Genomic DNA, 23,718 nt, shown 5'->3' with positions numbered 1-23,718 from the left:
GGGATATGGTTATGTTAGGTCGGCTTAAAACACGGACGCTTTTGCTCACGGCTGCGGTAGTCTTATCTGCTGGCGTGGTGTCATTCAATGGCGACGATACCTTAATCGCAAAAAACGATATGTGCCAATGCTCTACCACTGTGGCCAGTCAGCATGCGCAAGCAAATGTATGCAAACTAGAGTCACACACCAGTTGGTATGCCTGGTTAACAGGTGGCAGCAGCAATGCACAGTTTCATTATCTTGATTTGCTGGAACTGTTGTTGGGTTCTGGTGACGAGCAAACGGCGAGCCAATTTTCACAATTCTAATCATCGATACCAACGTACTTAATATGGTCACGCGTTTTTGGCGCGTCGTTACGACAAGTTGGTATTGATGCACTATACTGAGCGGTATCTTAGTTCACACAGGAGCCAGGACGCCGTGACAGAACGATTCTTTATACTTATTCAGAGTGTACTTGCTGCCATGTTTGGTGTGCAGAGCCAGGCCAAATATCGTGTCGATTTCAGCCAAAAACACTTCTGGCCCTTCGCCTTGCTAGCCGTGTGCTTTGTCATCGCACTGGTGGTTGCGTTAGCCTGGTTCGTTAACTCGGTTGTATTGTGACTTAATCGTGATATAGGGCCATCAGCTCGTCGACACGATTACGCCCCGACCCTTTGGGACTGATGGTTCTTTTTACCTGGATCACATCCAGCTGAGCCTGACTGTATATCTTGCGCGTCAATACGGTGTCATGGTTGGAGATAAGTACCGGCGTTTGCTGCTCGAAGGCGGCCTTTTCTGCCAGGTTGGCGAGCTCTGCCTGATCATCCAGGTTAAACCCTCCTTTAGCATAGGCGGTAAACGACGCCGTTTTGCTTAGCGGCACATAAGGTGGATCGCAATACACAACGGCTTTATCCGGCACACGCTTAAAGACCTGCTCGTAGCTCAGGCAGGTAAAGGTGGCTTGCTGTGCTTTCTCAGAAAAAAAGTACAACTCATTTTCCGGAAAGTAAGGACGTTTGTATTTACCAAAGGGCACATTGAAAATCCCTTTGAGATTGTAACGACACAGCCCATTGTAACCATGGCGATTCATGTATAAGAACAGAATGGCCCGCTCATATACATCCACACTTTCATTAAACTGCTGACGATACGCATAGTAAGCATCCGGATGGTTGTTCAGATCGACAAATAACTTTCTGGCATCACTGATAAACTCATCGGGCGTGCGTTGCAGCTCTTTGTAAAGGTTGATCAGATCGGCATTGATATCATTGAGTATATAGTGCTTGAAATGACTGTTGAGAAAGACAGATCCAGCCCCAACGAAGGGCTCCACCAGAGTTTCGGCCTCTTCATTTGCGGCTTGCAAGCGCTTGGTAATTTCTTCCACCAAGGCGTATTTTCCACCTGCCCATTTTAGAAAAGCTCTGGTCTTTTTTTGCATGATCTGACTAGTTACCCCAAAGTAGCGCGATTCTACACTATTTTTGTGTTTGTGACTGTTGGATTTGTTGCTTAATTTGCACGATACGCTTAAAAAACGGCTGCCCTGCGAGCACGGCTTGCGGTAAATTAGCCCGCGCCTGTTTTGCGTCATCTAAGGTCGCAAAGGGCGCCAAAGTGACGAACCACCAATCTTTGTTGTTACGTTTAACCTGTGCAATACGGATCTGCGCTAGCTTATGTTGCGCTACATACCGCTGCGCCACCGCCTGATCGGTGACAGCCAACAATTGAATTGTCCAGGCATTGCTGTCCTGCGCCATAAACCAGGTATTATCGGATAAGCCGCCCGACTGGTCAGAGACGCCTGCTGGCTGTGGCGTTTCAATCTGTTCCTGCGTACCTGTCGCCTCAGGCTCCTCTGCCGCAGTTTCCTGGGTTAGAGCCTGTGCAACCACTGTCGGTGCATCAGTGACCTGACCAGTTACCTGACCAGTTACCTGACCAGTTATCTGGTCGGTGTCTTCTCCACTGGCTATCTCATTCCCACTGGCTATCTCATTCCCACTGGCTATCTCATTCCCACTGGCTATCTCATTCCCACTGTCTTTTTCCGGTTCATTTGTCTGGTTACCGTCCTGTGTGCTATGACTCACAGTTAATGCACCCAATATTGATTGCACATCGTGCTGCACTGCGGCCTGAGTGTCATCACTGCTTTGCTCTGCCGCAACGTCATCCGCACTCTGACTGTCGTTATCCGATAGCGCTTGCTGGGTCGTCAGTACCGTTGGCTCGGGTAATTCCTCGACTTGCGTTGCGGCAACATCCTGCTGCATCCGCAGTAGATCAGCAAGGTCTTTTTGGTACACCACAGCCACCAGAAACAAAGTGGTGATCACCACAAACGCACCGAGAAATAGGTTCAATTGTTTGCGGCTCAGAGTCGGCTTAGATTTGAGTGTTAATTGATGCTGGTTTTGCTGCCACTCCAGCAAAATACTGGGATTACCGCCGGCTTCGTGTAAAAAGGTGCTGAATATGGGATCTTCCTGAGGCGGCAGCTGCTGGAAAAACATCGCCATCAGACGGCGGCTTTCTACTAAAGACAAAGGCTCCAGATGAATATCTAACGCCTCGGGCAGTATCTTGGGTGCCTGTGCTGTGGTCAGAATATATAAGGTATCCGGGGCTTTTTTTGCAAGTAGCTGGAGTTCCTGGATCAGCTCATCACTAAGGTGACGTGCACCATCGATCACCCACAGGCATGGCCCACAGGGTTGCTCATTATATAGAACAAAAAAGTTCTCGGTTAACGATAACTTATGATCTACCAGAGGTGCCCGAAAACTGTTTTCGAGCAGCTGCTGCACCAGCTCCGTGTCTTTGGTATGTGCACCCAGCTTAACAAATGCCTTGTTAAACTCCGGATATTTGTCGGTGATAAAAGATTCTGCCAGATAGCTTTTACCTAGCCCGGAATTGCCGACCAGACAGATCAGATTTTGGCCATACTCAAACTGCATTGCAATCCGGTCGACCAAAGCGGCACGACTCGGTAGTATTTGCGACTGCATCAGTGCCCTATTAGCTGGCCTAAGGTGTCATCAGTGACGTCGTCCACCAGCTGACACTTGCCCAGACTGGTTGGCACGATAAAGCGGATCTTACCTTGCTTGTTTTTCTTGTCTTTGCGCATATGCGTAATAAACTGCTCGGTCGTCATAGACGCAGGCGCTGCCACTGGTAACTGGTAGGTCTCCAGCAACGCCGCTATACGTGTCACTTCAGATTCCGTCAGTGCACCTCTGTGCTGTGCCAGACGAGCCGCCAGCATCATGCCCGCCGCCACGGCTTCGCCATGTAGCCACACACCGTAACCCATCTGAGCTTCTATGGCGTGGCCAAATGTATGCCCCAGGTTTAGCAGTGCGCGCAGACCGGCTTCTTTTTCATCTTGTGCCACAATCTCAGCTTTAATCGCACAACAACGGTGGATCACCTGCATTAATAGCGCAGTATCCAGGCTTTGCAATGCTGGCCCCTGCTGCTCGAGCAGATCGAGAAAATCTTTGTCGTAGATGAGGCCGTATTTGATCACTTCCGCCATACCTGCGGCAAATTCTCGCGCAGGCAGGCTTTTCAGCGTATTGGTATCAATAAACACCGCTTGCGGCTGATAAAAAGCGCCAATCATATTCTTGCCCAGCGGGTGATTAACCGCCGTTTTGCCACCTACCGACGAATCGACCTGCGACAGCAAGGTGGTGGGAATTTGAATAAAAGGCACACCGCGCTGGTAACATGCCGCAACAAACCCGGTCAGATCGCCGACCACGCCGCCGCCTAGTGCAATCAGGCAGGTATCACGACCACAGTTGTGCTCAAGCAAAAAGGCGTTAATGCGCTCAAACCACTCCAGTGATTTGTACTGTTCACCATCCGGGATGCAAAAATGAAGCGGCGCTTTGCCATCTAACTGTGTAAGCAGAGTATCAAGATACAGAGGCGCAACGGTCTCGTTGCTGATGATGACGGGGCGTGCATTGCCAATATGCTGCAATAACCGCCCCTGATCGGTGAGAAGATCTTGGCCAATATAGATAGGATAGCTACGCTCGTTTAAATCGACTGTTAATTCAAGCATGTGCTGTCACCTCCTATCTAGCCTACATGTTTAGAAATCTAACTTCTCAATAATTTGATTCGCCACTACTTTGGCGCTTTGCTCATCTGTGCGTACAACGTGATCCGCCACTTCTTTATAAAGCGGTTCACGTTCGTTTGCCAGACGTACTAGTACGTCGCGTGAATCTTCTTCTGTTTGTAGCAAAGGACGACGCTTATCGCGTTGTGTACGCGCTACTTGCTTCTCAATTGGGGTCTCAAGATAAACCACAATACCACGAGCAGATAGTTTGTTACGTACCTCTTTACTGATGACCGAGCCGCCGCCAGTAGCCAATACGATGCCTTGCTTTTCGGTAAGATCAGAAATCACGGTCTCTTCGCGACGACGAAACCCTTCTTCCCCTTCAATATCGAACACCCAAGAGATATCAGCACCGGTGCGGCGCTCGATTTCTTGATCCGAATCGAAGAACTCCAGATGTAATTGGTCCGCAATGTGACGACCAATCGTGCTCTTACCAGCCCCCATTGGGCCTACCAGAAATATATTACGTTTCTCAGCCATATCTTTTTAGTACAAACGAACTCTAAAATTTGAAATAAAACCCCGCCTAACGACCTGGCCCCAAAATTAAGGAGGGGATTATCTCAGCATTCACTGCGTGATTTCAAGTCAAAAGGCAACTTTCACGCCCATTATTATTATTTTAGCCTGTCTAGAGTGAGTCATGCATGATCTTAGGGGTCACAAAAATCAATAACTCTCTCTTTTCATTGATTTCTCGCGTGTTCCTAAATAAGGCGCCTAAATAAGGCACATCGCCCAGTACCGGCACTTTGCTCACCGCATTGGTCATTTCCTGCTGATAAATACCGCCCAGCACAACGGTTTGACCATTTTCCACCAATACCTGGGTCTGGATCCTTTGTGTGTTAATTGCCACCGCCGGACCATTGGCAGTTTGTACTGTATCACCCCGAGTGTCCTGGGTTATGACCAAATCCAGAATAATTTTATTATCCGGGGTAATTTGCGGTGTTACCTCTAAACTCAATACCGCTTTTTTGAACTGCACGGTTGATGCACCACTTGAGGCAGATTCCACATAGGGGATCTCAGTACCTTGCTCAATGCGTGCCGTCTTCTGATTGGCCGTCGTGATACTAGGCGTTGCGATGATCTCACCCTTGTTCTCCTGCTCCAACGCCGACAGCTCCAGGTCTATCAAAGTCCCGTCTGACAATTTGGCAATGTGCATGCCTAAACTACCTGCGGGGTTTTGCACCGGCAGATTCACGTTCAAGCGCTCGGTCAAATCAGGGATAGTGCCACCGGAGAGCTTATTGGTGGCCTCCAGGGTACCCGAAATCGCATCTGTGCCTTGTTGATCGCTGAATCCCCAACGGATCCCCAAATCTTCCTGTATGTTATCCGACACTGTCACCATGCGTGACTCGATACGAACCTGTTTTACCGGCACATCCAGTGTTTCCACCATACGTCTGACATTCTCGATGCTGCGCGCGGTATCCTTAATCAACAGGGTGTTGGTGCGCTTATCGACAGAAACACTGCCACGCAGGCTAATAATGGAGTTTTCATCGGTTTTGAGTAAGTCAGCAAACTCTTCTGCTTTGGCGTAATTGAGCTGAATATATTCACTGTATAAAGGCTCCAGTTCTTCAACCTGGCGCTTGGCCTGCAACTCTTTGGCTTCTCGGGCGGCCAGCTCCTCTGACGGTGCGACCATTAAAATCGCTCCTTCCATGCGCTTATCCAGGCCTTTTACCCGTAACACTACGTCCAGTGCCTGATCCCACGGCACGCCATCTAAACGCAAAGTGATGTTGCCGGTGACCGAGTCACTTGTTACCAGGTTGAAGTTGTTGGTATCGGCGATGATCTGTAGCACAGAGCGGATCGGGATATCCTGGAAGTTTAACGTGATTGGCTGGCCCTGGTAATTTTTCTTCTCGGCATAGGAGAATTCCTGGTCGTCTTTTTCCACGGTCAGGGTAAAAATATTGTCCAGCTGCTGATAGTTGAATTTAAACGCGCCATTGGGCTTGATCACTAAGCGGCTCTTGCCTTCTTCCCGGAAAGTTTCTACCGTGCTCACCACAGTGCCAAAATCGACCACGTCCAGCTCGTACAGTAATTCATCCGGAATGGCGATATGATGGAAGTCGGCGTAGATCTGTCCGCCCCGCTCCTGCACATCAATTGCCGCCTGGCTGGAGTCTAAAAATGCCAAGATCTGCGCAGCGCCTTTATCTGTGCGTCGAAAATCAATGTTCTGGATCCGATTCATGGCGCTGTGAAGGGTATCGGGTTGTGCATCATCATTGGTAACCACAATGGGCTGATCAGACACTTTGACATAAACCAGGTTGTTCTTGACCTCAGTACGATAGAGCTTAAGCGCTTTCATTTCGACACTGAGCACAAAGCCCCCGCTTTCCATTCTGCTTTTGATCTGCTCAATGCCCGCTTTGTTGACCTTAAGCAGCTCCAGGCTTTCTTCGTACTCTGCATCCGGAAAAAACAGCTCGATCCGGGCAGGTTCATTGAGCACTTGCACTTTGGGTTCAATCGCCAGCTTTTCGTCAAATACTAGCTGTAACTCAGTTTCTCCATTGGGCACCGGGTTATAGCGGACATCGTACAGCATCGGCATTGCCTGAGCGAACAATGCAGTGCCCATTAAAACGCCACCCATCAGAGTTTTCACAACGTGCTTGATCCCGTCGCGCGCAATCATATTTTCACCTTTTTTATTCTTCACTGGCACCGACGTCCTCGGCTTCTACCATTTCGACTTTGCTCAGGCGCTCTTTCCAGCACCCGGTCCCATCCGGGATCAGCTCCATCAGCTCCAGATGGTCGGCCTGTACGCTGATCACTTTACCGTGGTACAAACCCATATATTCGTTTTTCTTAATTCTGAACAAGCCTTGATCCGCAGCGCGGACAAGTGCCCAAACGGTTTCGCCACGCTTAATCGTTCCTTTCATTGCCAGGTTATCCAGCGCATATTTTTCCAACGGATCACGGGGTCGATTCGGATCCGGATGCAGGCAGTTTTTAACTTGCACCAGACGACTTTCTATCACTTCCGGCTGCGGTGCCACAAACGGACTGCGCAGTCTGCCAGCACTGTAAGGGAAATGTTCAAAGCGGGCCATTTCAGGCATAGGGTCAATGCTCGGCGTTGCATTGGCCTGGACCCTATCAATAAACTCTTTTTGTTCTGCGGTGTTATCGTTACACCCTGTGAGCACCATTATCGCGAGCAAAACAAGCAGGTGTTTCATTATTCACTCTCCTGCTCATAGCGATATGTTTTTGCCACCACACTGAACACCAGCTGGTTGTTGCCGGCACCTTCAATACGAAAGTCATGCAAACTCACAATACGCGGCAACTGTGCCACTTTACTGACGAATTCACCAAATTCATGGTAGGTCCCGACCACTTCGAGGTTGATCGGCAGCTCAGTATAAAACTCTTTTTTAACTTCCGGCATCCAGCCTATTTTTAAAAATGTCAGGCCACTGGAGGTGCCCACATAGGTCAAATCATCGAGCAACCCCGGTGTTTCATTCGACGTCGGCAGTTTTCTTAATAACTGAGAAAACTGGGCTTCCATATCCTGCATCTGCTGGCGATATAACTCCAGGTTATTCGCCCGACCATACTTAATACGGTAACTGGTGCGCAGATCTTCTTCTTGCTTTACCGCTCGCTCAAAACTGTCCACCGACGCCGACACCAGCATGCTGTAGCCGATTACCAGCATGATCACGACGACCACAGCGCAGCAAATGGCCTTGACCGGCATCGGCCATTCACCGATGTTGTCCAGTTCGATTTCGTTCCAGTCAATCTCCTGCAGCGACTTCAGATCAAATTTCATGGCCTAATTCTCCGCCTCAGTTGTCTGAGCCAGCTCGGCGCGCTCCTTTTCCATCTGAGCAAACGTTTTGACGTAAAAATTCATGGTAAAATTGCTCAGCAAACGCTCTTCTCTTTCACCCGCAACAATGCCCTGGAGTAGAGGATCTCGCAGTAAATAGGATGACTCTACAGCCCGCAGCATCTGCGACAGGCGGTTATTTGATTCACTGCGACCGATGACTTTGATCATATTTTTCTGCCGCTCCAGGCTGGTCAGATAGACGCCCGCAGGCACCACCCGCGTCACTTCATCAATGATCTGCGTGCCCAAATTCCGGTTACTTTGTAGCTCTTCAATCAGCCGGATACGCCGTTGCAGGTTCTCTTTTTGCTGGTTAAGCCCCTGGATTTCGCCGATCCGCTTATCCAGTTTTTTAATCTCGCTGGAGAGATAGCGATTCTTGATTTCCTGGCCTTGTTTCAGGGTGTCGTAAAACGCCCCTATGCCATACATCAGCGCCAAACTGGCGGCCACGATCACACCCAGTATAGTCAGGAATTTTTGCTGTGAAGCCTGCCGCTGCTGCTCACGCCAGGGCAATAAGTTTATATGTGGCATGATGAAAAGCTCCTCAGTGCCAACCCGGTTGCAATCGCAAACTGCGCCCTGTGATTGGTCAGCACACCCCGATCCACTTTAGGTGCTATTTCCATATTCGCAAACGGATCAGCCACAATGGCATGTACGCCAAGCTCATCAACCAGCAGACGGTCAAGCCCTTCAACTTGCGCAGTACCGCCTGTCAAAATGATATAATCGACCTGCTCCTGGCCACTGGTGGTCATAAACATTTGTAGTGCGCGACGCACTTGTTGCAGCAAGGAGGTCTGAAAGGGTGCGAGCACTTCAAACGTGTAGTTAGGCGGCAAATCGCCGGTGGTTTTGGCCAGCTCAGCCTGATCAAAGCTTTTGTTGTAGTAAGCAACAATACTATTGGTATATTGCTCTCCCCCGAACACCTGGTCACGGGTATACAAGGTTTTACCTGACTGCACCACACTCACTAGCGTCACCACGGCACCAATATCGATGATCCCCACAACTTTATCGTAAGCGTCCGAAGGTAACTGGCCGTACAGCACCTCAACTGAACGCGCCAGTGCGTAGCTTTCAACATCTACCACTTTTGCTTTCAAGCCGGCTTCTTCCAGCGCGCTAACACGAGCCTGTACGCTTTCTGTTCTGGCCGCTGACAGCAAGACATTAACCTTGGAGGGATCGGCTTCATTAACGGTGAGCTTTTCAAAATCCAGACTCACTTCATCGAGCGGATACGGGATCAGGCTGTCAGCCTCAATGGCAATTTGCGATTCCAATTCAGCGTCGCTTAATGATACATCCATAAAAATCATTTTCGTGATGACCGTTTGTCCGGAGACAGCGACGGCGGCAAAATGACTTGTTTTGGGAAGCCGTTTGCGTATTTTGCTGATGACTTTACCGACTGCTTCGATGTCTTGGATGGCACGCTCTTTCATGGCGCCCTTAGGCAAAGGTTCAATGGCCACAGCCTCGACCCGGTAACCCGCGCTCGATTCAGCCAGCAACACGGCCTTCACACAGTGTGACCCTATGTCTACCCCGACCATCATGGGAGCTTGTTTTTTTAAGAATTGACGCAACATGCCATTAGCCCAAGTATCCAGAATTCTGTACAGTGTTAATTAAGAGTTTAGTCATTTAGGTACAGTTTGGCGAAAAGCGTTATACTACTTGCCAACTTTCGGCCACACTCCCTTGCACCTCAATAAGGCACAAAGTAATTTACGCAAAAATTATTAATCGTTTTTTAATCAGGATATACTAACAGCGTCCGATTGTAATTGGGAGTCTCGCTAGAGATAAATTCGTGAATTTATTAAAAAGATTACTACAACTTATACTGCTTTGCACGACACTGGGCCTGCTTACCCTGTTCGGCCTTTATTACTATGTCAAATCAGACATTCCCAGTGTTAAGGTTTTAAAAGATGTACAGCTGCAAACCCCAATGCAGGTCTTTACCCGCGACGGCAAACTGATCAACCAGTTTGGTGAAAAACGCCGTATTCCGGTTAAAATTAATGACATTCCCGAGCCTTTACTCCAGGCCTTTCTGGCCACCGAAGACAACCGCTTTTATGATCATTTTGGCATCGACCCGATAGGCATAGTCCGCTCATTTATTGTCCTGGTCAGTACAGGCGAGAAAAAACAGGGCGCCAGTACCATTACCATGCAGCTGGCACGAAATTTCTTCCTGACCCGGGAAAAAGCCTATATCCGTAAGGTGAAAGAAATCTTTATCGCACTGCATATTGAGCGGCTGCTGAACAAAGATAAAATTCTGGAGCTTTATCTGAACAAGATAGAGCTGGGCCACCGCGCGTTCGGCATTGGCGCCGCCGCACAGGTATATTATGGCAAAGAGCTGCACGAGCTGAGCCTGGCACAAATGGCCATGCTGGCGGGTCTACCCAAAGCCCCTTCTGCGCTAAACCCTATCCGTAACCCGCAACGCGCTAAGTTACGCCGGAACGTTGTATTGGGCAGGATGCTCACCGAAGGCTATATTTCCCAGACACAATACAACGAAGCAACTCAGGCACCGATCACGGCTAAGCGCCATGGCGCGGAGATTGAACTCTATGCACCCTATATATCGGAAATGGTGCGCGCTTACATGGTGAAAACCTATGGTGAGGATCAGGCCTATAATTCGGGCTTTAAGGTCTATACTACGGTTGAGTCCAACATTCAGGCTGCGGCACAGCAAGCACTTATCGACAATCTGCATGCCTATGATATGCGCCATGGCTTTCGCGGCCCAGAGGCGCAGTACTGGCAGGCTGAAGAATCACCCTGGTCAGCGACTCAGATCCTGGAGCGGCTCAAGCAGGTAAGAGAAATCGACCCGTTACGCGCCGGGGTGGTCACAGCGCTTGAAGAGCAAAGCGCAACCGTGCTGCTCAAAGACGGTGCTTCAATCACTATCCCCTGGGCAGGCTTAAACTGGGCACGCGCCTATATCACTGAGCGCCGTCAGGGCTTGCCGCCCAAACAGGCAAGCGACATTCTGGCACCAGGCATGCAAATCTGGGTACGTGAAAAAGATCAGAGCTGGATGCTCAGTCAGCTGCCTCAACCTGCCAGTGCACTGGTCTCACTGGACCCTCAAAGTGGCCGTATCAAAGCCCTGGTCGGTGGCTATAGTTTCCAGCAAAGTCAATACAACCGCGCTGTTCAGGCAAAACGCCAGGTGGGTTCTAACATCAAGCCGTTTATTTATTCGGGTGCGCTGGAATCCGGCTATACGCTGTCGACCATCATTAACGACGCCCCCATCAATCATTGGGATAAAAGCATGGGCGTCGCCTGGCGTCCGAAAAACAGTCCGGATGTGTACAGCGGTCCTATTCGTATCCGCCGTGCCCTGGCGCAATCGAAAAACGTTGTGTCAGTGCGCCTGCTGCGGGGCATGGGCTTGAACGCCGCCGCCGATCACATTCTCAAGTTTGGCTTTAACAACGAAGACATCGTACGCAGTGAATCGCTGGCGCTGGGCAGTGCCTCACTGACACCACTGGAAATGGCACGCGGTATGAGCGCCTTCGCCAATGGCGGCCACCTGGTCGAAACCTATTTTATTGAAAAACTCACCGACAGTTACGGCAATCTGCTGGGCGCAGCTCAGCCGCTGACAGTCTGTACGGAAGAAGAGTGGGAAGTCGACCAGTATACCTGTGCACCAAGGATCATCTCGGAGCAAAACGCATTTTTAATTGCCGATGCCATGAAAAGCGTGGTCTGGGGTGGCGGCAGCTGGAAACACAAAACCGGCTGGAGTGGCACAGGCTGGCGTGCTCAGGCACTCAAACGCAAGGATCTGGCAGGCAAAACCGGTACCACCAACAACTCGGTCGATACCTGGTTCACCGGATTTAATCGCAACGTGCTGACCACAGTCTGGGTGGGCTTTGACGATCCCGGTAAATCACTGGGTCGCGCAGCCTACAATGCCAACCTCGGCAAGCAACAAGTCGTGGGTGCCGAAGCCGGTGCCACCTCTGCACTCCCAGGCTGGGTGCAGTTTATGCGCGCCGCGTTAAAAGATGAGCCGCTGGCGCCCATTGAACCGCCACCTGGGCTGGTGTCGGTCCGTATCGACTTAAAAACCGGACTGCTGAGTGAACGTAACGATCACACCAGCCGTTTCGAGCACTTTGAACGTGGAACAGCCCCCACTAAGTATGTGCTGGACACGGGCTCAAGCACCCCCTTTGAAGAGCAGTTACCAGATACGGAAGAATTGTTCTGACAAACATCACGCAAAAAGGCCGGTCATCATGACCGGCCTTTTTTGTATCACAGTGTGATTATCTCAGCTGCTGAGTTAACCAGTACAGATCGGAGTGGATCCCCGCAGCGGTGACTTCTTTACCTGCGCCCGGGCCTTGGATCACCAATGGGTTTTGTTCGTACCATCCCGTGGTGATAACGAAAATATTATCGCCCGGCGTCAGGTTAGCAATGGCGCTGCCCTGAGCGACCTGTGCAATGCCCACTTTGGCGTGCACCTTGCCAGCGGCATCAATTTCCAGTGCACCGGTATACCTTAACACTTTGCCTTGTGCCTGAGCCGCCTCAGCACGCTGCTGATAAAACACATCTAATTCATCTTTACGAGCCAGGAAGCTCTCCCAGCTGCCTTGCGCCAGAGACGCCGGCATCAGCGCCTCCAGTTCAATATCATCCAGTTCCAGCTGCAAACCCAGCTCACGCGCCAGGATCAAGAGTTTGCGCTGCATGTCCCGACCTGACAGATCTTCGCGGGGATCCGGCTCGGTATACCCCATGTCTTGGGCAGCCAAAACCAGCTCAGAAAAAGGACGCTCGCCATCAAAGCTGCTACATAACCAGGATAAAGTACCAGAGAAGACCCCCTCAATGCGCACCACTCTGTCGCCGCTGTTTTGCAGATCCGCCAGCGCAAAATTCACCGGCAGTCCGGCTCCGACACTGGTGTTATAGCGCCACAGCAGATTGCGTTCCTGCAACTGAGTGCGTAGTGCCTGATACCAGTCATGCGCAGCGGTACCGGCATACTTATTGGCACTGATCAGATGACAATCGTGCGCGGCAAAATCCGGGTAAAGCTGACTAAATGTTTCGCTGGCGGTGATATCAATCACCACTTTATGTTCGTAATCAAGCTCACTGATGCGATCCAGCAGTTCGGCATGAGAGTAGCTTTGCGCTTCGCTTTGCCACTGCTGTTGCCATTGCGACACACTCAACCCGCTTGGGCAGAACACCATTTCCTGCGAACGCAGCAGCGCCACCACTTTGAGATCAAACTGGCTTTGTAAGCGCGCAATTTGTTGCTGGCACTGGTTGAGGAACACCTCACCCACATTGCCCAGGCCAGCGATGATCACCGCCAGTTCACGGCCTTTATTCACCAGCTTGTCATGCAAAATAGCCAGCACATCACTGTCGATTGCCTGATCGGTGAGGAACAACGCGTACTCGGTTGCACTGTGGGTAAAGCGCACCACCACAGCCTGCTCATCCAGCACTGCCTGAGCCTGGCGCACCAAGGGTGCAATATCCGGACAAGGCGCGACCACGGCAAAGCCACGTAAGTGGGACTCAACGATGGTGACCCGACCGCTCAGGCGCAATACCACCTGATGGGTAAATTCGCTGGGCACCAGCAAGTAGTCTTCGCCATTTTGATTAAAGTGATGAATACCATGCTGAATGAGTTGGCTAAGCGCGCCAACTTCGCCCGATACCAGGGTATCGACGCGCAACAAGTCCAGTTCGCCAAAGGTAGTTACAAAGCGCTTTTCTTTGCTGTAGCCTTGCTTCACAACTTCAGTGCCCTGCACATCAGGTTCAAAACTGCTGCGTACCTGCAACTTAATCGCGGTTTCTTTCAACGGCGATAATGTCTTGGCATGTAACACTGGGTTACCAAGACGGGCCAGTAAATTAGCCTGGGCACGACATACCTTGCTGTATTTGATGGCATTACCTACTTTGCGCGGATCGGTGCTGAACACACCCGGTGTGTCTGTCCAGATAGACACAGACGCCGCATCCAGATAGCTGGCTAACAGGGTGGCACTGTAATCGCTGCCGTTACGTCCCAGCGTGACCGTGTTGCCTTCACTGTCAGCGGCAATAAATCCGGTGACCACGTAAATTTTGTCCTGAGCGAGTGCCTGATGACAGGCACTGCGATTCAGGCTGTGCATCAGCTGTCCCTGATGCTGAGTAAACAAAGTGCGGGCATCCACATCTTGTGCAGCAATATTCAGGGTATTCAGTAACGCCGCCAGTAAGCGAGCCGACCAGATCTCCCCATACGCCAGTAGTGGCGCTTCTTGCAATTGGCGCAACTGCGCCTGACGAGCAATGCTGCTCAGCTCATCACTCAACTCTGCCGCCAGCGGCGTTTGCTGCGCAGCCGGGAACAACTCACTGATCAGTTGTAACTGATGATTTTCGACCTGTAGCAGGATGTCGCTGAACGCTCGCTCGTCCTGCTGCTGATAACTCTGCCACAAGGCAACCAGGGTATTGGTGGTTTTACCTGCCGCTGATACCACGATACAGTCGCCGCTCTGGCAGTGACCAATAATAATATTGGCAACCGCCTGATAGCGCGCCGCCGAGCTCAGGCTCGAACCACCGAATTTATGTACTGCTTTTGTCATTTCTTCTACCACAATGCCGTATGTGCTGGCGAAAGCTTGAAGGCCTTCGCATTATCACTGGCGCTGCCTTGTGCGGCTTTCACCGCGGCAAAAGCCTGCGCCAGGTCTGCCAGTAAGTCGTCGATCTCTTCAATCCCCACAGAAATACGGATCAGCGTATCGCCGACGCCCGCCTCGAGGCGTGCTGTGGGATCCATACCGGCATGTGTCATGGTTGCCGGGTGACAGATCAAACTCTCAACCCCGCCCAGCGATTCGGCCAGCGAGAATTGCTTTACACTGGTCAGGAACTTAGCTGCATCTGCCAATTCCCCTTTAATGTCAAAGCTCACCATACCACCAAAGCCTTGTTGCTGTTGTTTTGCCAGCGCATGCTGAGGGTGACTTTCCAGCCCGGGATAGTACACCTGGCTAACAAACTCAGATTGCTCAAGGTAACGCGCAATCGCCAGCGCATTCTCCTGATGCTGTTTCAGGCGCACGTTGAGCGTACGCAAGCCGCGTAAAGTCAGGTAACTGTCAAACGGCGCGCCCGTGATGCCGATATTGTTGGCCCACCAGGCCAGTTCATCGCCGAGTTCTTCGGTTTTGGCTATCACCGCACCACCGACGACATCCGAGTGACCATTGATATATTTAGTCGTTGAGTGCACCACGATATCGACGCCAAATGCGATAGGATTTTGCAGCGCCGGCGACAAAAAGGTGTTGTCGGCCGCGACCAGTGCACCGCACTGTGCAGCAACGTCGGTAACCGCTTTGATATCGGTTAATCGTAAAATGGGGTTACTGGGTGTTTCAATCCAGACCAGCTTAGGTTTGATGGCCAGGATCTCCTGCAAGCTCTCGCTGCGCGTCAGGTCCAGCACTTTAACCTTGAGCAAACCGCGCTTTTCCAGCGAGGTAAATAAGCGATAGCTGCCACCGTAACAATCGTGTGGGATCACCAAAGTATCATCGGCATTCAGCAACTGAGTCACCAGGTGCACCGCAGCCATCCCGGTGGCCGTAATGATGCCCTTAGCCCCACCTTCAAGCTCCGCCAGCGTTTGCGCAAGAATATCGCGATTCGGGTTGCCGCTGCGACCGTAATCGTAATCACGCTTTTTATCAAAGTCGGCAAAAGAATAGGTGGTCGACAGATACAGCGGCGGCACCACTGCACCATGATGCTTATCCGCATCAATGCCTGTGCGTACCGCTATGGTTGACTTGTTGCTTTGGCTCATAGGTCACCTGACTGAATTAGATGTTTAGACGTCTAAAAGGTTAGATGAACAAAAGTTAGAAGTCAAAACATTTATACCGCTAAATGGCTAAATAACTAGTATTTGACTATCTTTTTTAAACCGATAAAATTTCGCCACTCAACGCGAACTCTATGCTAATAAGACTGAGTATTTGAGCTTAAACTATGGCAAATGACGTGCAACATTGCCAACAGAGGGCTTGCGTGTCACGGTTGGATCCATACACAGTACACAGTCTTATTCGCATTGCATCTACAACACTGAGGCAAGTACATCACTATGGCTAAATGGAACGGTGAATACATTCACCCTTATGCAGAACACGGTAAGAAATCAGAACAGGTAAAAAAGATCACTGTGTCTATCCCGCTCAACGTACTTAAAGTGCTAACTGATGAGCGCACCCGCCGCCAGGTCAATAACCTGCGCCATGCGACAAACAGTGAATTACTGTGCGAGGCATTCCTGCATGCCTTTACCGGCCAGCCGCTGCCCGGTGACGAAGATCTGCGTAAAGATAACCCGGAGAAAATCCCGGCAGAAGTGCGTCAGATCATGACGGAGATGGGTCTGGAAATTCCCGAGATCAACGAAGAGTAATTTCGTCAGTAGTAAACATAAAAAAGCCTCACAGTGTGAGGCTTTTTTATTGCGTCAGTATCGCTTATGCCATGTAGTTTTCTGGCATATCGATTTGCGCCACACCGGATTCAACCGCAGCGACTGCAACCGCTTTGGCAATACGTGGCAACAAGCGCGGGTCCATTGGTTTAGGAATAATATAGTGTTCACCAAACTCCAGGCTGTCTACTTCTGCCGCTTTTAGCACTTCAGCAGGCACCGGCTCTTTGGCAATGCTGCGAATGGCCTCTACCGCCGCAATCTTCATTTCATCGTTGATTGCCGTTGCACGTACATCCAGCGCGCCGCGGAAGATAAACGGGAAACATAATACGTTATTAACCTGGTTTGGATAGTCCGAACGCCCGGTTGCCATGATCAAGTCATCACGTGCACCATGGGCTACTTCCGGGCTGATCTCCGGATCCGGGTTCGAACACGCAAACACCACAGGCTTGTCTGCCATCAGTTTCAGATCTTCTGGTGACAACAGATCTGGACCCGATACTCCAACGAACACGTCCGCATCTTCGATCACATCCTGCAAAGTGCGCTTATCCGTGTTATTGGCAAACAGTTTCTTATATTCGTTAAGGTCATCACGACGCGTGTGGATCACCCCTTTGCGGTCCAGCATATAAATGTGCTCACGCTGTGCACCACATTTAATCAGCAGTTCCATACAGGCAATGGCAGCGGCGCCGGCACCCAGGCACACAATAATAGCGTCATGGATGTTTTTGCCCTGGATCTCCAGCGCGTTCAGCATACCCGCAGCAGTAACGATTGCGGTGCCATGCTGGTCATCGTGGAATACCGGCACATCACAGCGCTCGATAAGCGCGCGCTCAATTTCAAAGCACTCTGGCGCTTTGATGTCTTCCAGATTAATACCACCAAAGGTGTCGGCGATATTGGCAACCGTGTTGATAAAGTCTTCAGTGGTGCGGTGCTTCACTTCGATATCAATCGAATCCAGGCCTGCAAATCGCTTGAACAGCAACGCCTTACCTTCCATCACAGGTTTAGACGCCAGTGGACCGAGATTCCCTAACCCTAAAATAGCCGTACCGTTACTGATCACCGCAACCATATTGCCTTTACCAGTATAGCGGTAAGCATTGCTGGGATCGGCAGCAATTTCACGGACCGGCTCAGCAACACCCGGGCTATATGCCAGGGCCAGGTCTTTGACGGTTTCAGCAGGCTTGGTCAACTCAACGCTGATTTTTCCTGGAACGGGGTGGGCATGATAATGTAACGCTTGTTCACGAAAGTCTGACATGACGCGATTTTTTCCTACGAAGAAGTTGAAAGTGAGAGTGAGATAAAAATTCGCTAACTGCTTTAAACCATACCTTTTTTAAAAATTAATTCAAGGGATATCAGGTCGATCCTGTTAAAGCAAAGATAGTTGGCAGTTAGCAAGATTTAGCGACTTTTTTGCTACTTTTCGGCAAACTTATCTCACAATAAATGATCTGATAAGTGTCACTTTCAGTTCAAAATAGCGTCATTTTTATGCAGAGTATAAATAAAATAAATAAAACCCGGGGTGAAATACACTTTACTACATTTAGTGTATTTTAAACTTAAAATCACAACATTTAGCGACAAAGATGCAGATTTCATTCGACGTTTAGCACATATAGCTATGCATATTAATCAGGTGAATATGGCCATTCACATAAGTGAAAGTGGTGATTTACGTGGCAACCGACTTCTCACGTGCAAGCCCGGTAATACCCTCTTCGGCACAAATGAGTGACGCGAAACTGGAAACTTTACTAACCAAATAGCACTGATCCGTCCACTTAGTATGATGATGGTAAATGATTAGAGTAAAAGATGAATGCGCAGAAACGAAAAAAGCACCCGAAGGTGCTTTTTCTACAGCAAAAGTAAAACTTACTTCTTGCTGCTAAGCGCGCCAAAGCGCTTGTTGAAGCGATCAACACGACCACCTGTGTCTAGGATCTTCTGCTTACCAGTGTAGAACGGGTGACATGCAGAACATACGTCCAGGTGAATGTCTTTACACAGTGTTGAACGAGTTTCGAATTTGTTACCGCACGAACAAGTTGCTGAGATTGTTTCGTACTTAGGATGAATACCTTCTTTCATAGGACACCTCTAGTTAAGGCCGTATCGCTCTCCAAACCCGAAGTCTGGCACCATACGTAGTTATACAAAAATTGTGGACGCGTATTTTAGGGTCAATCCGGGCGATCCACAAGCAATAAATGCAAAATAACTGCTATTTTTTGCGCAATTTCGCGCTGTGCCCGCAAAATATCGGGCTGGTGTAAAACTCACTGGCCATTCGCATACATTATTAAGCCGTTACGGTATACTGGGCAGATAGTCTGGCGGCACCGCAACACACACTCAGACAGCTGCCCTTAACATTGAAATTCAGATGCCGGAGTTTCCATGCGCTTCGCCGAAGTCGCTTTAAAAGTACCTTTACACAGAACCTTTGATTACCGCCTGGAGCCAGAACAACAACCCTGTGTGGGTGGCCGGGTGAGAGTAAAATTCGCCAACCGAGCCTGCATCGCCATCGTGGTGGCGCTGAAGTCTCACAGCGACGTGCCTGAAGACAAAATAAAAGCGCTTGAGTCGGTGCTTGATACCACGCCCGTATTATCACCCGATCATCTCGCCTTTTTGCGCTTCAGTGCGCAATATTACTGTCATCCGCTAGGCGAAACCCTGTTTACCGCCTTGCCTGGTGCGCTGCGCGAGGGTGAGCAGGTTGATAAAACCCAAGTGCCGGTGCTGACCCTCACAGAGGCCGGCCGTGAAACCACCCAACTCAGAGCCAAAAAGCAACTGGCACTGCTTGAGCAACTGCGCAGCGCCGGTGACGCCACCGCCAGTGAGCTGAAAACACTGGGCTTCTCGCAGGCGCAGATCAAGGCCTTACTGGAAAAAGCACTGATCCGCGAAGAACTGCGTACCGACACCCACTGGCAGTCTGCACCATTGCAACTTGGCAATAAACCCAGGCTTCACCCGGAGCAAGCCACTGCCTGTAGTGCCATCAACAGTCAAACCGGGTTTCGTACCTTCTTACTCGAGGGCGTCACGGGCAGTGGTAAAACCGAAGTTTATCTGCAAAGCCTGGAGGCCATTTTAGCCGCCGGCAAACAAGCCTTGGTACTGGTGCCAGAAATTGGCCTGACACCACAAACGGTGAACCGCTTTAAACGCCGCTTCGAAGGGTTACCGATTGATCTCTGGCACTCCAACCTGACTGACAATGAGCGCTTACACACCTGGCGACGAGCCGAGCAGGGAGAGTCTGCGCTGGTGATTGGTACCCGCTCTGCTATCTTTTTGCCCTTTCAGACCCTGGGTATGATAGTGGTTGATGAAGAACATGACGGCTCGTTCAAACAGCAAGACGGGTTGCGCTATCACGCCCGTGACCTGGCCGCCTATCGTGCCGCACAGGGCCAATTTCCGTTGATCCTCGGTACTGCCACACCGGCACTGGAAACCCTGCACAAAGCACTGCAAAACCGCTATCAGCTGCTGCCACTGACAAAACGGGCACAAACCCAGCAGGATAACCGATTCGTGCTCGTGGATATGAAAGGACAACCCGATCAGGGGGGATTTGCCAAAGCCAGTCTGGATGCCATTGCTGCCACACTGGCGCGCGGACAACAGGTTATGGTGTTTCTCAACCGGCGCGGTTTTGCCCCCACTTTGATCTGCCATGAGTGCGGCTGGCTCAGTAACTGTGACCGCTGTAGTACCAGCGCCACTTATCATAAATCACTGCGCAGGCTGATCTGCCACCACTGCTCAGAGCAAGCCTTTGTGCCTGTGCAATGCCCCGACTGTGGCAGCACCCAGATCATGCCAACCGGATATGGGACAGAGCAGCTGGAAGAGTTCTTATCCGAACAATTTGCCGACTTTCCCGTGCACCGTATTGACCGCGACTCTACCCGCCGTAAGGGCAGCCTCGAAAGTGCGCTGGATGAAATTAATCAGGGAGGGGCCCGGCTGCTTATCGGCACTCAAATGCTCGCCAAAGGCCACCACTTTGCCGACGTCAATCTGGTGGTGATCCTCGACGTAGACAGTGGTTTGTATTCCTGCGATTTTCGCGCTACTGAGCACATGGCTCAGCTGATAACCCAAGTGGCTGGGCGGGCCGGGCGCAGCGGCGAAGCCGGCACGGTACTGTTGCAAACCCATTTCCCGGAACACCCCTTGTTACAGGATCTGGTGAATAATGGCTATCAGGATTTTGCCCGCTATGCACTGCGCGAACGCGAAGAAACTCAGATGCCTCCATACAGCCATCTGGCGCTGATCCGCGCAGAAGCCACCAACTCGCAGCTGGTAATGGCGTTTTTATCGGATCTGGTTCCAGCCACCCCCTACCCTGGTATACAATTGCTCGGACCGATCCCCGCGCCGATGGAACGCCTGGCCGGTAAATACCGATATCAATTACATATTCAGGCAGCGCAGCGCAAAGTACTGCATCAATACCTGGCGCAACTGGCCGACTATATCGGTCAGCATAAACTTGCCAACCGGGTGCGCTGGAGTATTGACGTTGACCCAATGGATACCTATTAAAAATACGTTATGGCACAACACGACTATATAAATAAGAAACCGGGCGGCAAAAAAGCTGCAAAAGGAAAGGCTGCCAAGCCCTTTCCCAAGTTTTTTGCCGCGCTGACGCTGGTGCTGATCAGTGCCTTTGGTTATGGCCTGTGGTACATCACACAACACGGCGAACCTGAGGTGCAAGCCACCAGCCCGGCAGCCCCTAAGCAAGCTGAGCAACCGAAAGTCGAAAAAGATTTACCTCGTCCGCCGGACTTTATTAAAGACATTAAAGATCACGAGGTAAAAGTCGAGGTCAAGAAAATCGAGAGTAAAGGCCCCTATCAGATGCAATGCGGCTCGTTCAGAACCTATAAACAGGCCGAGCAAATGAAAGCCAAGATGGCCTTTGCCGGACTTATCGCAGAGATCCGCCGCACCGAAGGCTCCAACGGCGTCTGGTATCGAGTGCGCCTGGGTCCTTACGACACCAAACGCGGCGCCGAGAGCGATAAAAACAAGCTGGAAAGGATCAATATCGTCAGCTGTGGGATCTGGAAATGGACTTGATCTTCGTAAAATCGTCCCTATCTCTACCCTAATTGAGTTTACAGATGAGGCTGATGCCTCCTGATTAAGGAATACTATGACAACTATCGTGAGTGTTCGCCGAGGCGACAAAGTCGTAATTGGCGGAGATGGCCAGGTTTCTCTTGGCAATACGGTAATGAAAGGCAATGCCAGAAAAGTGCGTCGCCTCTACAACGGTAAAGTACTAGCAGGCTTTGCCGGTGGCACTGCCGATGCGTTCACTTTGTTTGAACGCTTTGAAACCAAACTGGAAATGCACCAGGGCCATTTGACCCGGGCGGCCGTTGAAATGGCAAAAGACTGGCGCACCGACAGAGCGCTGCGCAAATTAGAAGCCTTGCTGGCCGTTGCAGACGAAACCGCGTCATTGATCATCACAGGTAATGGTGACGTAGTGCAGCCTGAGCATGACCTCATTGCCATCGGCAGTGGCGGTAACTTTGCCCAGGCCGCAGCCACCGCGCTGATCGAAAACACCGACCTGAGTGCCCGTGAAATTGTGGAAAAAAGCCTGACAATCGCAGGAGATATCTGCGTCTTTACTAACAATTTCCAAACCATCGAAGAATTGTAATAGGAATTGCCATGACAGCAATGACCCCAAGAGAAATCGTCCATGAACTGGACCAACACATTATTGGTCAGGACAACGCGAAAAAAGCCGTCGCCATTGCACTGAGAAACCGCTGGCGCCGCATGCAGCTTCCTGAAGAGCTGCGCAGTGAAGTGACGCCAAAGAACATCCTGATGATCGGCCCAACGGGTGTTGGTAAAACCGAAATTGCCCGTCGCCTGGCTAAGCTGGCGAACGCGCCGTTTATCAAAGTGGAAGCCACTAAGTTCACCGAAGTCGGTTATGTCGGCAAAGAGGTCGAGACCATTATCCGTGATCTGGTGGAAGTGTCATTTAAAATGACCCGCGAACAGCAAACCAAAAAGCACAAGCACCGCGCAGAAGAAGCCGCTGAGGAGCGTATTTTGGACGCCCTGCTGCCCCCTGCAAAAGACGCCTGGGGTGAAACTCAGCAAAGCGATAACAGCTCTACGCGTCAGGTATTCCGTAAAAAGCTACGCGAAGGCCAGCTGGATGACAAAGAGATCGACATCGACATCGCTGAAACAGCGCCTCAGGTAGAGATCATGGCGCCGCCGGGCATGGAAGAGATGACCAATCAGTTGCAGGGCATGTTCCAGAACCTGTCTGGCGACAAAAAGAAAAGCCGTAAACTGAAGATCAAAGAAGCCTTCAAGCTCTTGATCGAAGAAGAAGCCGCTAAGCTGGTCAACCCGGAAGAGCTTAAAGAGCAGGCGATTTTTGCCGTTGAGCAAAATGGCATCGTGTTCGTCGATGAAATCGATAAGATCTGTAAACGTGGCGAAGCGTCTGGTCCGGATGTCAGCCGCGAAGGCGTACAACGCGACTTACTGCCGCTGATTGAAGGCTCTACCGTCAGCACTAAGCATGGGATGGTCAAAACCGATCACATTCTGTTTATTGCCTCAGGTGCGTTCCAGATGGCTAAGCCTTCTGATCTCATTCCTGAGCTGCAAGGTCGTTTACCTATTCGTGTTGAATTAGAAGCGCTTACAGCGAAAGACTTTAAACGTATTCTGACAGAACCCCATGCCTCTTTAACCGAGCAGCAGCAGGCGCTGTTGAACACAGAAAGTGTCAGCATCGAATTCAGTGATGATGCAATTGAACGTATTGCTCAGGCTGCCTGGCAGGTCAATGAGAAGACCGAAAACATCGGTGCCCGTCGTCTGCATACTGTGATGGAAAAGCTGATGGAAGAAATTTCATTCGATGCTTCCGACAAAGCCGGTGAGTCGCTGACTATCGACGCCGCGTATGTCGACAAGCATTTAGATATGCTGGTCCAGGACGAAGATCTGAGCCGCTTTATTCTTTAACGGATAACCGCCCGGTCCTGGATCGGG

Annotated in this window: 21 protein-coding genes; 8 read left to right on the top strand and 13 right to left on the bottom strand. The window is 50.6% G+C overall.

The genetic code is table 11. The features are described from left to right. Positions 1–11: 11 nt before the first annotated feature. The gene (locus tag TW77_RS10530; protein ID WP_046004987.1) at positions 12–311 is read left to right on the top strand and encodes a hypothetical protein; all 300 of its coding nucleotides are present in this window, start codon (positions 12–14) and stop codon (positions 309–311) included. Positions 312–426: 115 nt separating this feature from the next. Next, the gene (locus TW77_RS10525) at positions 427–612 is read left to right on the top strand and encodes a DUF2970 domain-containing protein (RefSeq protein ID WP_046004936.1); all 186 of its coding nucleotides are present in this window, start codon (positions 427–429) and stop codon (positions 610–612) included. Position 613: 1 nt separating this feature from the next. On the opposite strand, the gene TW77_RS10520 is transcribed toward TW77_RS10525, so the two are convergent. The 9 genes from TW77_RS10520 to TW77_RS10480 form a co-directional block, all read right to left on the bottom strand. Further along, a complete protein-coding gene (locus tag TW77_RS10520; RefSeq protein WP_046004935.1) occupies positions 614–1,444 on the bottom strand; it encodes a Dam family site-specific DNA-(adenine-N6)-methyltransferase in 831 nt (276 codons plus the stop codon). A gap of 37 nt (positions 1,445–1,481) precedes the next feature. After that, positions 1,482–3,020 carry an SPOR domain-containing protein gene (locus tag TW77_RS10515; RefSeq protein WP_046004934.1) on the bottom strand — a complete coding sequence of 513 codons (1,539 nt, stop codon included), beginning with the start codon at positions 3,018–3,020 and terminating at the stop codon, positions 1,482–1,484. Continuing rightward, complete coding sequence (gene aroB / locus TW77_RS10510; protein ID WP_046004933.1) at positions 3,020–4,090, bottom strand: 3-dehydroquinate synthase; 1,071 nt, start codon at positions 4,088–4,090, stop codon at positions 3,020–3,022. Before aroB ends, TW77_RS10515 begins: the two co-directional genes overlap by 1 nt. Positions 4,091–4,120: 30 nt before the next feature. Beyond that, positions 4,121–4,639: a shikimate kinase AroK gene (gene aroK, locus TW77_RS10505; RefSeq protein ID WP_046004932.1), complete on the bottom strand. Its 519-nt coding sequence runs from the start codon at positions 4,637–4,639 to the stop codon at positions 4,121–4,123. Positions 4,640–4,790: 151 nt separating this feature from the next. Continuing rightward, positions 4,791–6,794: a type IV pilus secretin PilQ family protein gene (gene pilQ / locus TW77_RS10500; protein WP_240479481.1), complete on the bottom strand. Its 2,004-nt coding sequence runs from the start codon at positions 6,792–6,794 to the stop codon at positions 4,791–4,793. Between the two features lie 55 nt (positions 6,795–6,849). Continuing rightward, positions 6,850–7,389: a pilus assembly protein PilP gene (locus tag TW77_RS10495; protein ID WP_205623862.1), complete on the bottom strand. Its 540-nt coding sequence runs from the start codon at positions 7,387–7,389 to the stop codon at positions 6,850–6,852. Further along, entirely contained in the window at positions 7,389–7,991 is a 603-nt protein-coding gene (locus tag TW77_RS10490) for a type 4a pilus biogenesis protein PilO (protein WP_046004929.1), read from the bottom strand. Before TW77_RS10490 ends, TW77_RS10495 begins: the two co-directional genes overlap by 1 nt. Positions 7,992–7,994: 3 nt before the next feature. Then, positions 7,995–8,591, bottom strand: a complete 597-nt coding sequence (locus TW77_RS10485; protein WP_046004928.1) for a PilN domain-containing protein — start codon at positions 8,589–8,591, stop codon at positions 7,995–7,997. Beyond that, the gene (locus TW77_RS10480; protein WP_046004927.1) at positions 8,579–9,658 is read right to left on the bottom strand and encodes a pilus assembly protein PilM; all 1,080 of its coding nucleotides are present in this window, start codon (positions 9,656–9,658) and stop codon (positions 8,579–8,581) included. Before TW77_RS10480 ends, TW77_RS10485 begins: the two co-directional genes overlap by 13 nt. Positions 9,659–9,882: 224 nt before the next feature. Here TW77_RS10480 and TW77_RS10475 point away from each other — a divergent pair, with 224 nt between their 5' ends. Then, the gene (locus TW77_RS10475; protein WP_046004926.1) at positions 9,883–12,330 is read left to right on the top strand and encodes a penicillin-binding protein 1A; all 2,448 of its coding nucleotides are present in this window, start codon (positions 9,883–9,885) and stop codon (positions 12,328–12,330) included. 58 nt (positions 12,331–12,388) lie between these two features. Here TW77_RS10475 and metL read toward each other — a convergent pair whose 3' ends face one another. Then, entirely contained in the window at positions 12,389–14,737 is a 2,349-nt protein-coding gene (gene metL / locus TW77_RS10470) for a bifunctional aspartate kinase/homoserine dehydrogenase II (RefSeq protein ID WP_046004925.1), read from the bottom strand. 5 nt (positions 14,738–14,742) lie between these two features. Next, on the bottom strand, positions 14,743–15,966 hold the full coding sequence (gene metB, locus TW77_RS10465) for a cystathionine gamma-synthase (RefSeq protein WP_046004924.1): 1,224 nt from the start codon (positions 15,964–15,966) through the stop codon (positions 14,743–14,745). A 300-nt stretch (positions 15,967–16,266) separates the two neighbouring features. On the opposite strand from metB, the gene metJ reads away from it, so the two are divergent. Then, positions 16,267–16,587: a met regulon transcriptional regulator MetJ gene (gene metJ, locus TW77_RS10460; protein ID WP_010386199.1), complete on the top strand. Its 321-nt coding sequence runs from the start codon at positions 16,267–16,269 to the stop codon at positions 16,585–16,587. Between the two features lie 64 nt (positions 16,588–16,651). On the opposite strand, the gene TW77_RS10455 is transcribed toward metJ, so the two are convergent. Then, on the bottom strand, positions 16,652–17,893 hold the full coding sequence (locus TW77_RS10455) for a malic enzyme-like NAD(P)-binding protein (protein ID WP_046004923.1): 1,242 nt from the start codon (positions 17,891–17,893) through the stop codon (positions 16,652–16,654). Positions 17,894–18,516: 623 nt separating this feature from the next. Then, the gene (gene rpmE, locus TW77_RS24775) at positions 18,517–18,732 is read right to left on the bottom strand and encodes a 50S ribosomal protein L31 (RefSeq protein ID WP_082078901.1); all 216 of its coding nucleotides are present in this window, start codon (positions 18,730–18,732) and stop codon (positions 18,517–18,519) included. Positions 18,733–19,041: 309 nt separating this feature from the next. Between rpmE and priA the strand changes: the two genes are divergently transcribed. From priA to hslU, 4 genes are all read left to right on the top strand, one after another. Continuing rightward, positions 19,042–21,213: a primosomal protein N' gene (gene priA, locus TW77_RS10450; protein WP_046004922.1), complete on the top strand. Its 2,172-nt coding sequence runs from the start codon at positions 19,042–19,044 to the stop codon at positions 21,211–21,213. 9 nt (positions 21,214–21,222) lie between these two features. Continuing rightward, positions 21,223–21,756 carry an SPOR domain-containing protein gene (locus tag TW77_RS10445; protein WP_046004921.1) on the top strand — a complete coding sequence of 178 codons (534 nt, stop codon included), beginning with the start codon at positions 21,223–21,225 and terminating at the stop codon, positions 21,754–21,756. 76 nt (positions 21,757–21,832) lie between these two features. Next, positions 21,833–22,351: an ATP-dependent protease subunit HslV gene (gene hslV / locus TW77_RS10440; RefSeq protein WP_046004920.1), complete on the top strand. Its 519-nt coding sequence runs from the start codon at positions 21,833–21,835 to the stop codon at positions 22,349–22,351. An 11-nt stretch (positions 22,352–22,362) separates the two neighbouring features. Next, positions 22,363–23,691: an HslU--HslV peptidase ATPase subunit gene (gene hslU / locus TW77_RS10435; protein WP_046004919.1), complete on the top strand. Its 1,329-nt coding sequence runs from the start codon at positions 22,363–22,365 to the stop codon at positions 23,689–23,691. The last annotated feature ends 27 nt before the right edge of the window (positions 23,692–23,718 follow it).

It is taken from the genome of Pseudoalteromonas rubra, assembly GCF_000967655.1.
Classification (GTDB): domain Bacteria; phylum Pseudomonadota; class Gammaproteobacteria; order Enterobacterales; family Alteromonadaceae; genus Pseudoalteromonas; species Pseudoalteromonas rubra_A.
This window is presented reverse-complemented; position numbering and strand designations above follow the sequence as displayed.

What these genes read in the sequence shown, in the direction of transcription:
- aroK (WP_046004932.1), bottom strand. Translation starts at nt 4,639, where the DNA reads ATGGCTGAGAAACGTAATATATTTCTGGTAGGCCCAATGGGGGCTGGT.
- aroB (WP_046004933.1), bottom strand. Translation starts at nt 4,090, where the DNA reads ATGCTTGAATTAACAGTCGATTTAAACGAGCGTAGCTATCCTATCTAT.
- TW77_RS10455 (WP_046004923.1), bottom strand. Translation starts at nt 17,893, where the DNA reads ATGTCAGACTTTCGTGAACAAGCGTTACATTATCATGCCCACCCCGTT.
- TW77_RS10495 (WP_205623862.1), bottom strand. Translation starts at nt 7,389, where the DNA reads ATGAAACACCTGCTTGTTTTGCTCGCGATAATGGTGCTCACAGGGTGT.
- metJ (WP_010386199.1), top strand. Translation starts at nt 16,267, where the DNA reads ATGGCTAAATGGAACGGTGAATACATTCACCCTTATGCAGAACACGGT.
- hslV (WP_046004920.1), top strand. Translation starts at nt 21,833, where the DNA reads ATGACAACTATCGTGAGTGTTCGCCGAGGCGACAAAGTCGTAATTGGC.
- hslU (WP_046004919.1), top strand. Translation starts at nt 22,363, where the DNA reads ATGACAGCAATGACCCCAAGAGAAATCGTCCATGAACTGGACCAACAC.
- TW77_RS10520 (WP_046004935.1), bottom strand. Translation starts at nt 1,444, where the DNA reads ATGCAAAAAAAGACCAGAGCTTTTCTAAAATGGGCAGGTGGAAAATAC.
- TW77_RS10480 (WP_046004927.1), bottom strand. Translation starts at nt 9,658, where the DNA reads ATGTTGCGTCAATTCTTAAAAAAACAAGCTCCCATGATGGTCGGGGTA.
- priA (WP_046004922.1), top strand. Translation starts at nt 19,042, where the DNA reads ATGCGCTTCGCCGAAGTCGCTTTAAAAGTACCTTTACACAGAACCTTT.
- TW77_RS10445 (WP_046004921.1), top strand. Translation starts at nt 21,223, where the DNA reads ATGGCACAACACGACTATATAAATAAGAAACCGGGCGGCAAAAAAGCT.
- metL (WP_046004925.1), bottom strand. Translation starts at nt 14,737, where the DNA reads ATGACAAAAGCAGTACATAAATTCGGTGGTTCGAGCCTGAGCTCGGCG.
- rpmE (WP_082078901.1), bottom strand. Translation starts at nt 18,732, where the DNA reads ATGAAAGAAGGTATTCATCCTAAGTACGAAACAATCTCAGCAACTTGT.
- TW77_RS10490 (WP_046004929.1), bottom strand. Translation starts at nt 7,991, where the DNA reads ATGAAATTTGATCTGAAGTCGCTGCAGGAGATTGACTGGAACGAAATC.
- TW77_RS10530 (WP_046004987.1), top strand. Translation starts at nt 12, where the DNA reads ATGTTAGGTCGGCTTAAAACACGGACGCTTTTGCTCACGGCTGCGGTA.
- pilQ (WP_240479481.1), bottom strand. Translation starts at nt 6,794, where the DNA reads ATGGGTGGCGTTTTAATGGGCACTGCATTGTTCGCTCAGGCAATGCCG.
- TW77_RS10485 (WP_046004928.1), bottom strand. Translation starts at nt 8,591, where the DNA reads ATGCCACATATAAACTTATTGCCCTGGCGTGAGCAGCAGCGGCAGGCT.
- TW77_RS10515 (WP_046004934.1), bottom strand. Translation starts at nt 3,020, where the DNA reads ATGCAGTCGCAAATACTACCGAGTCGTGCCGCTTTGGTCGACCGGATT.
- metB (WP_046004924.1), bottom strand. Translation starts at nt 15,966, where the DNA reads ATGAGCCAAAGCAACAAGTCAACCATAGCGGTACGCACAGGCATTGAT.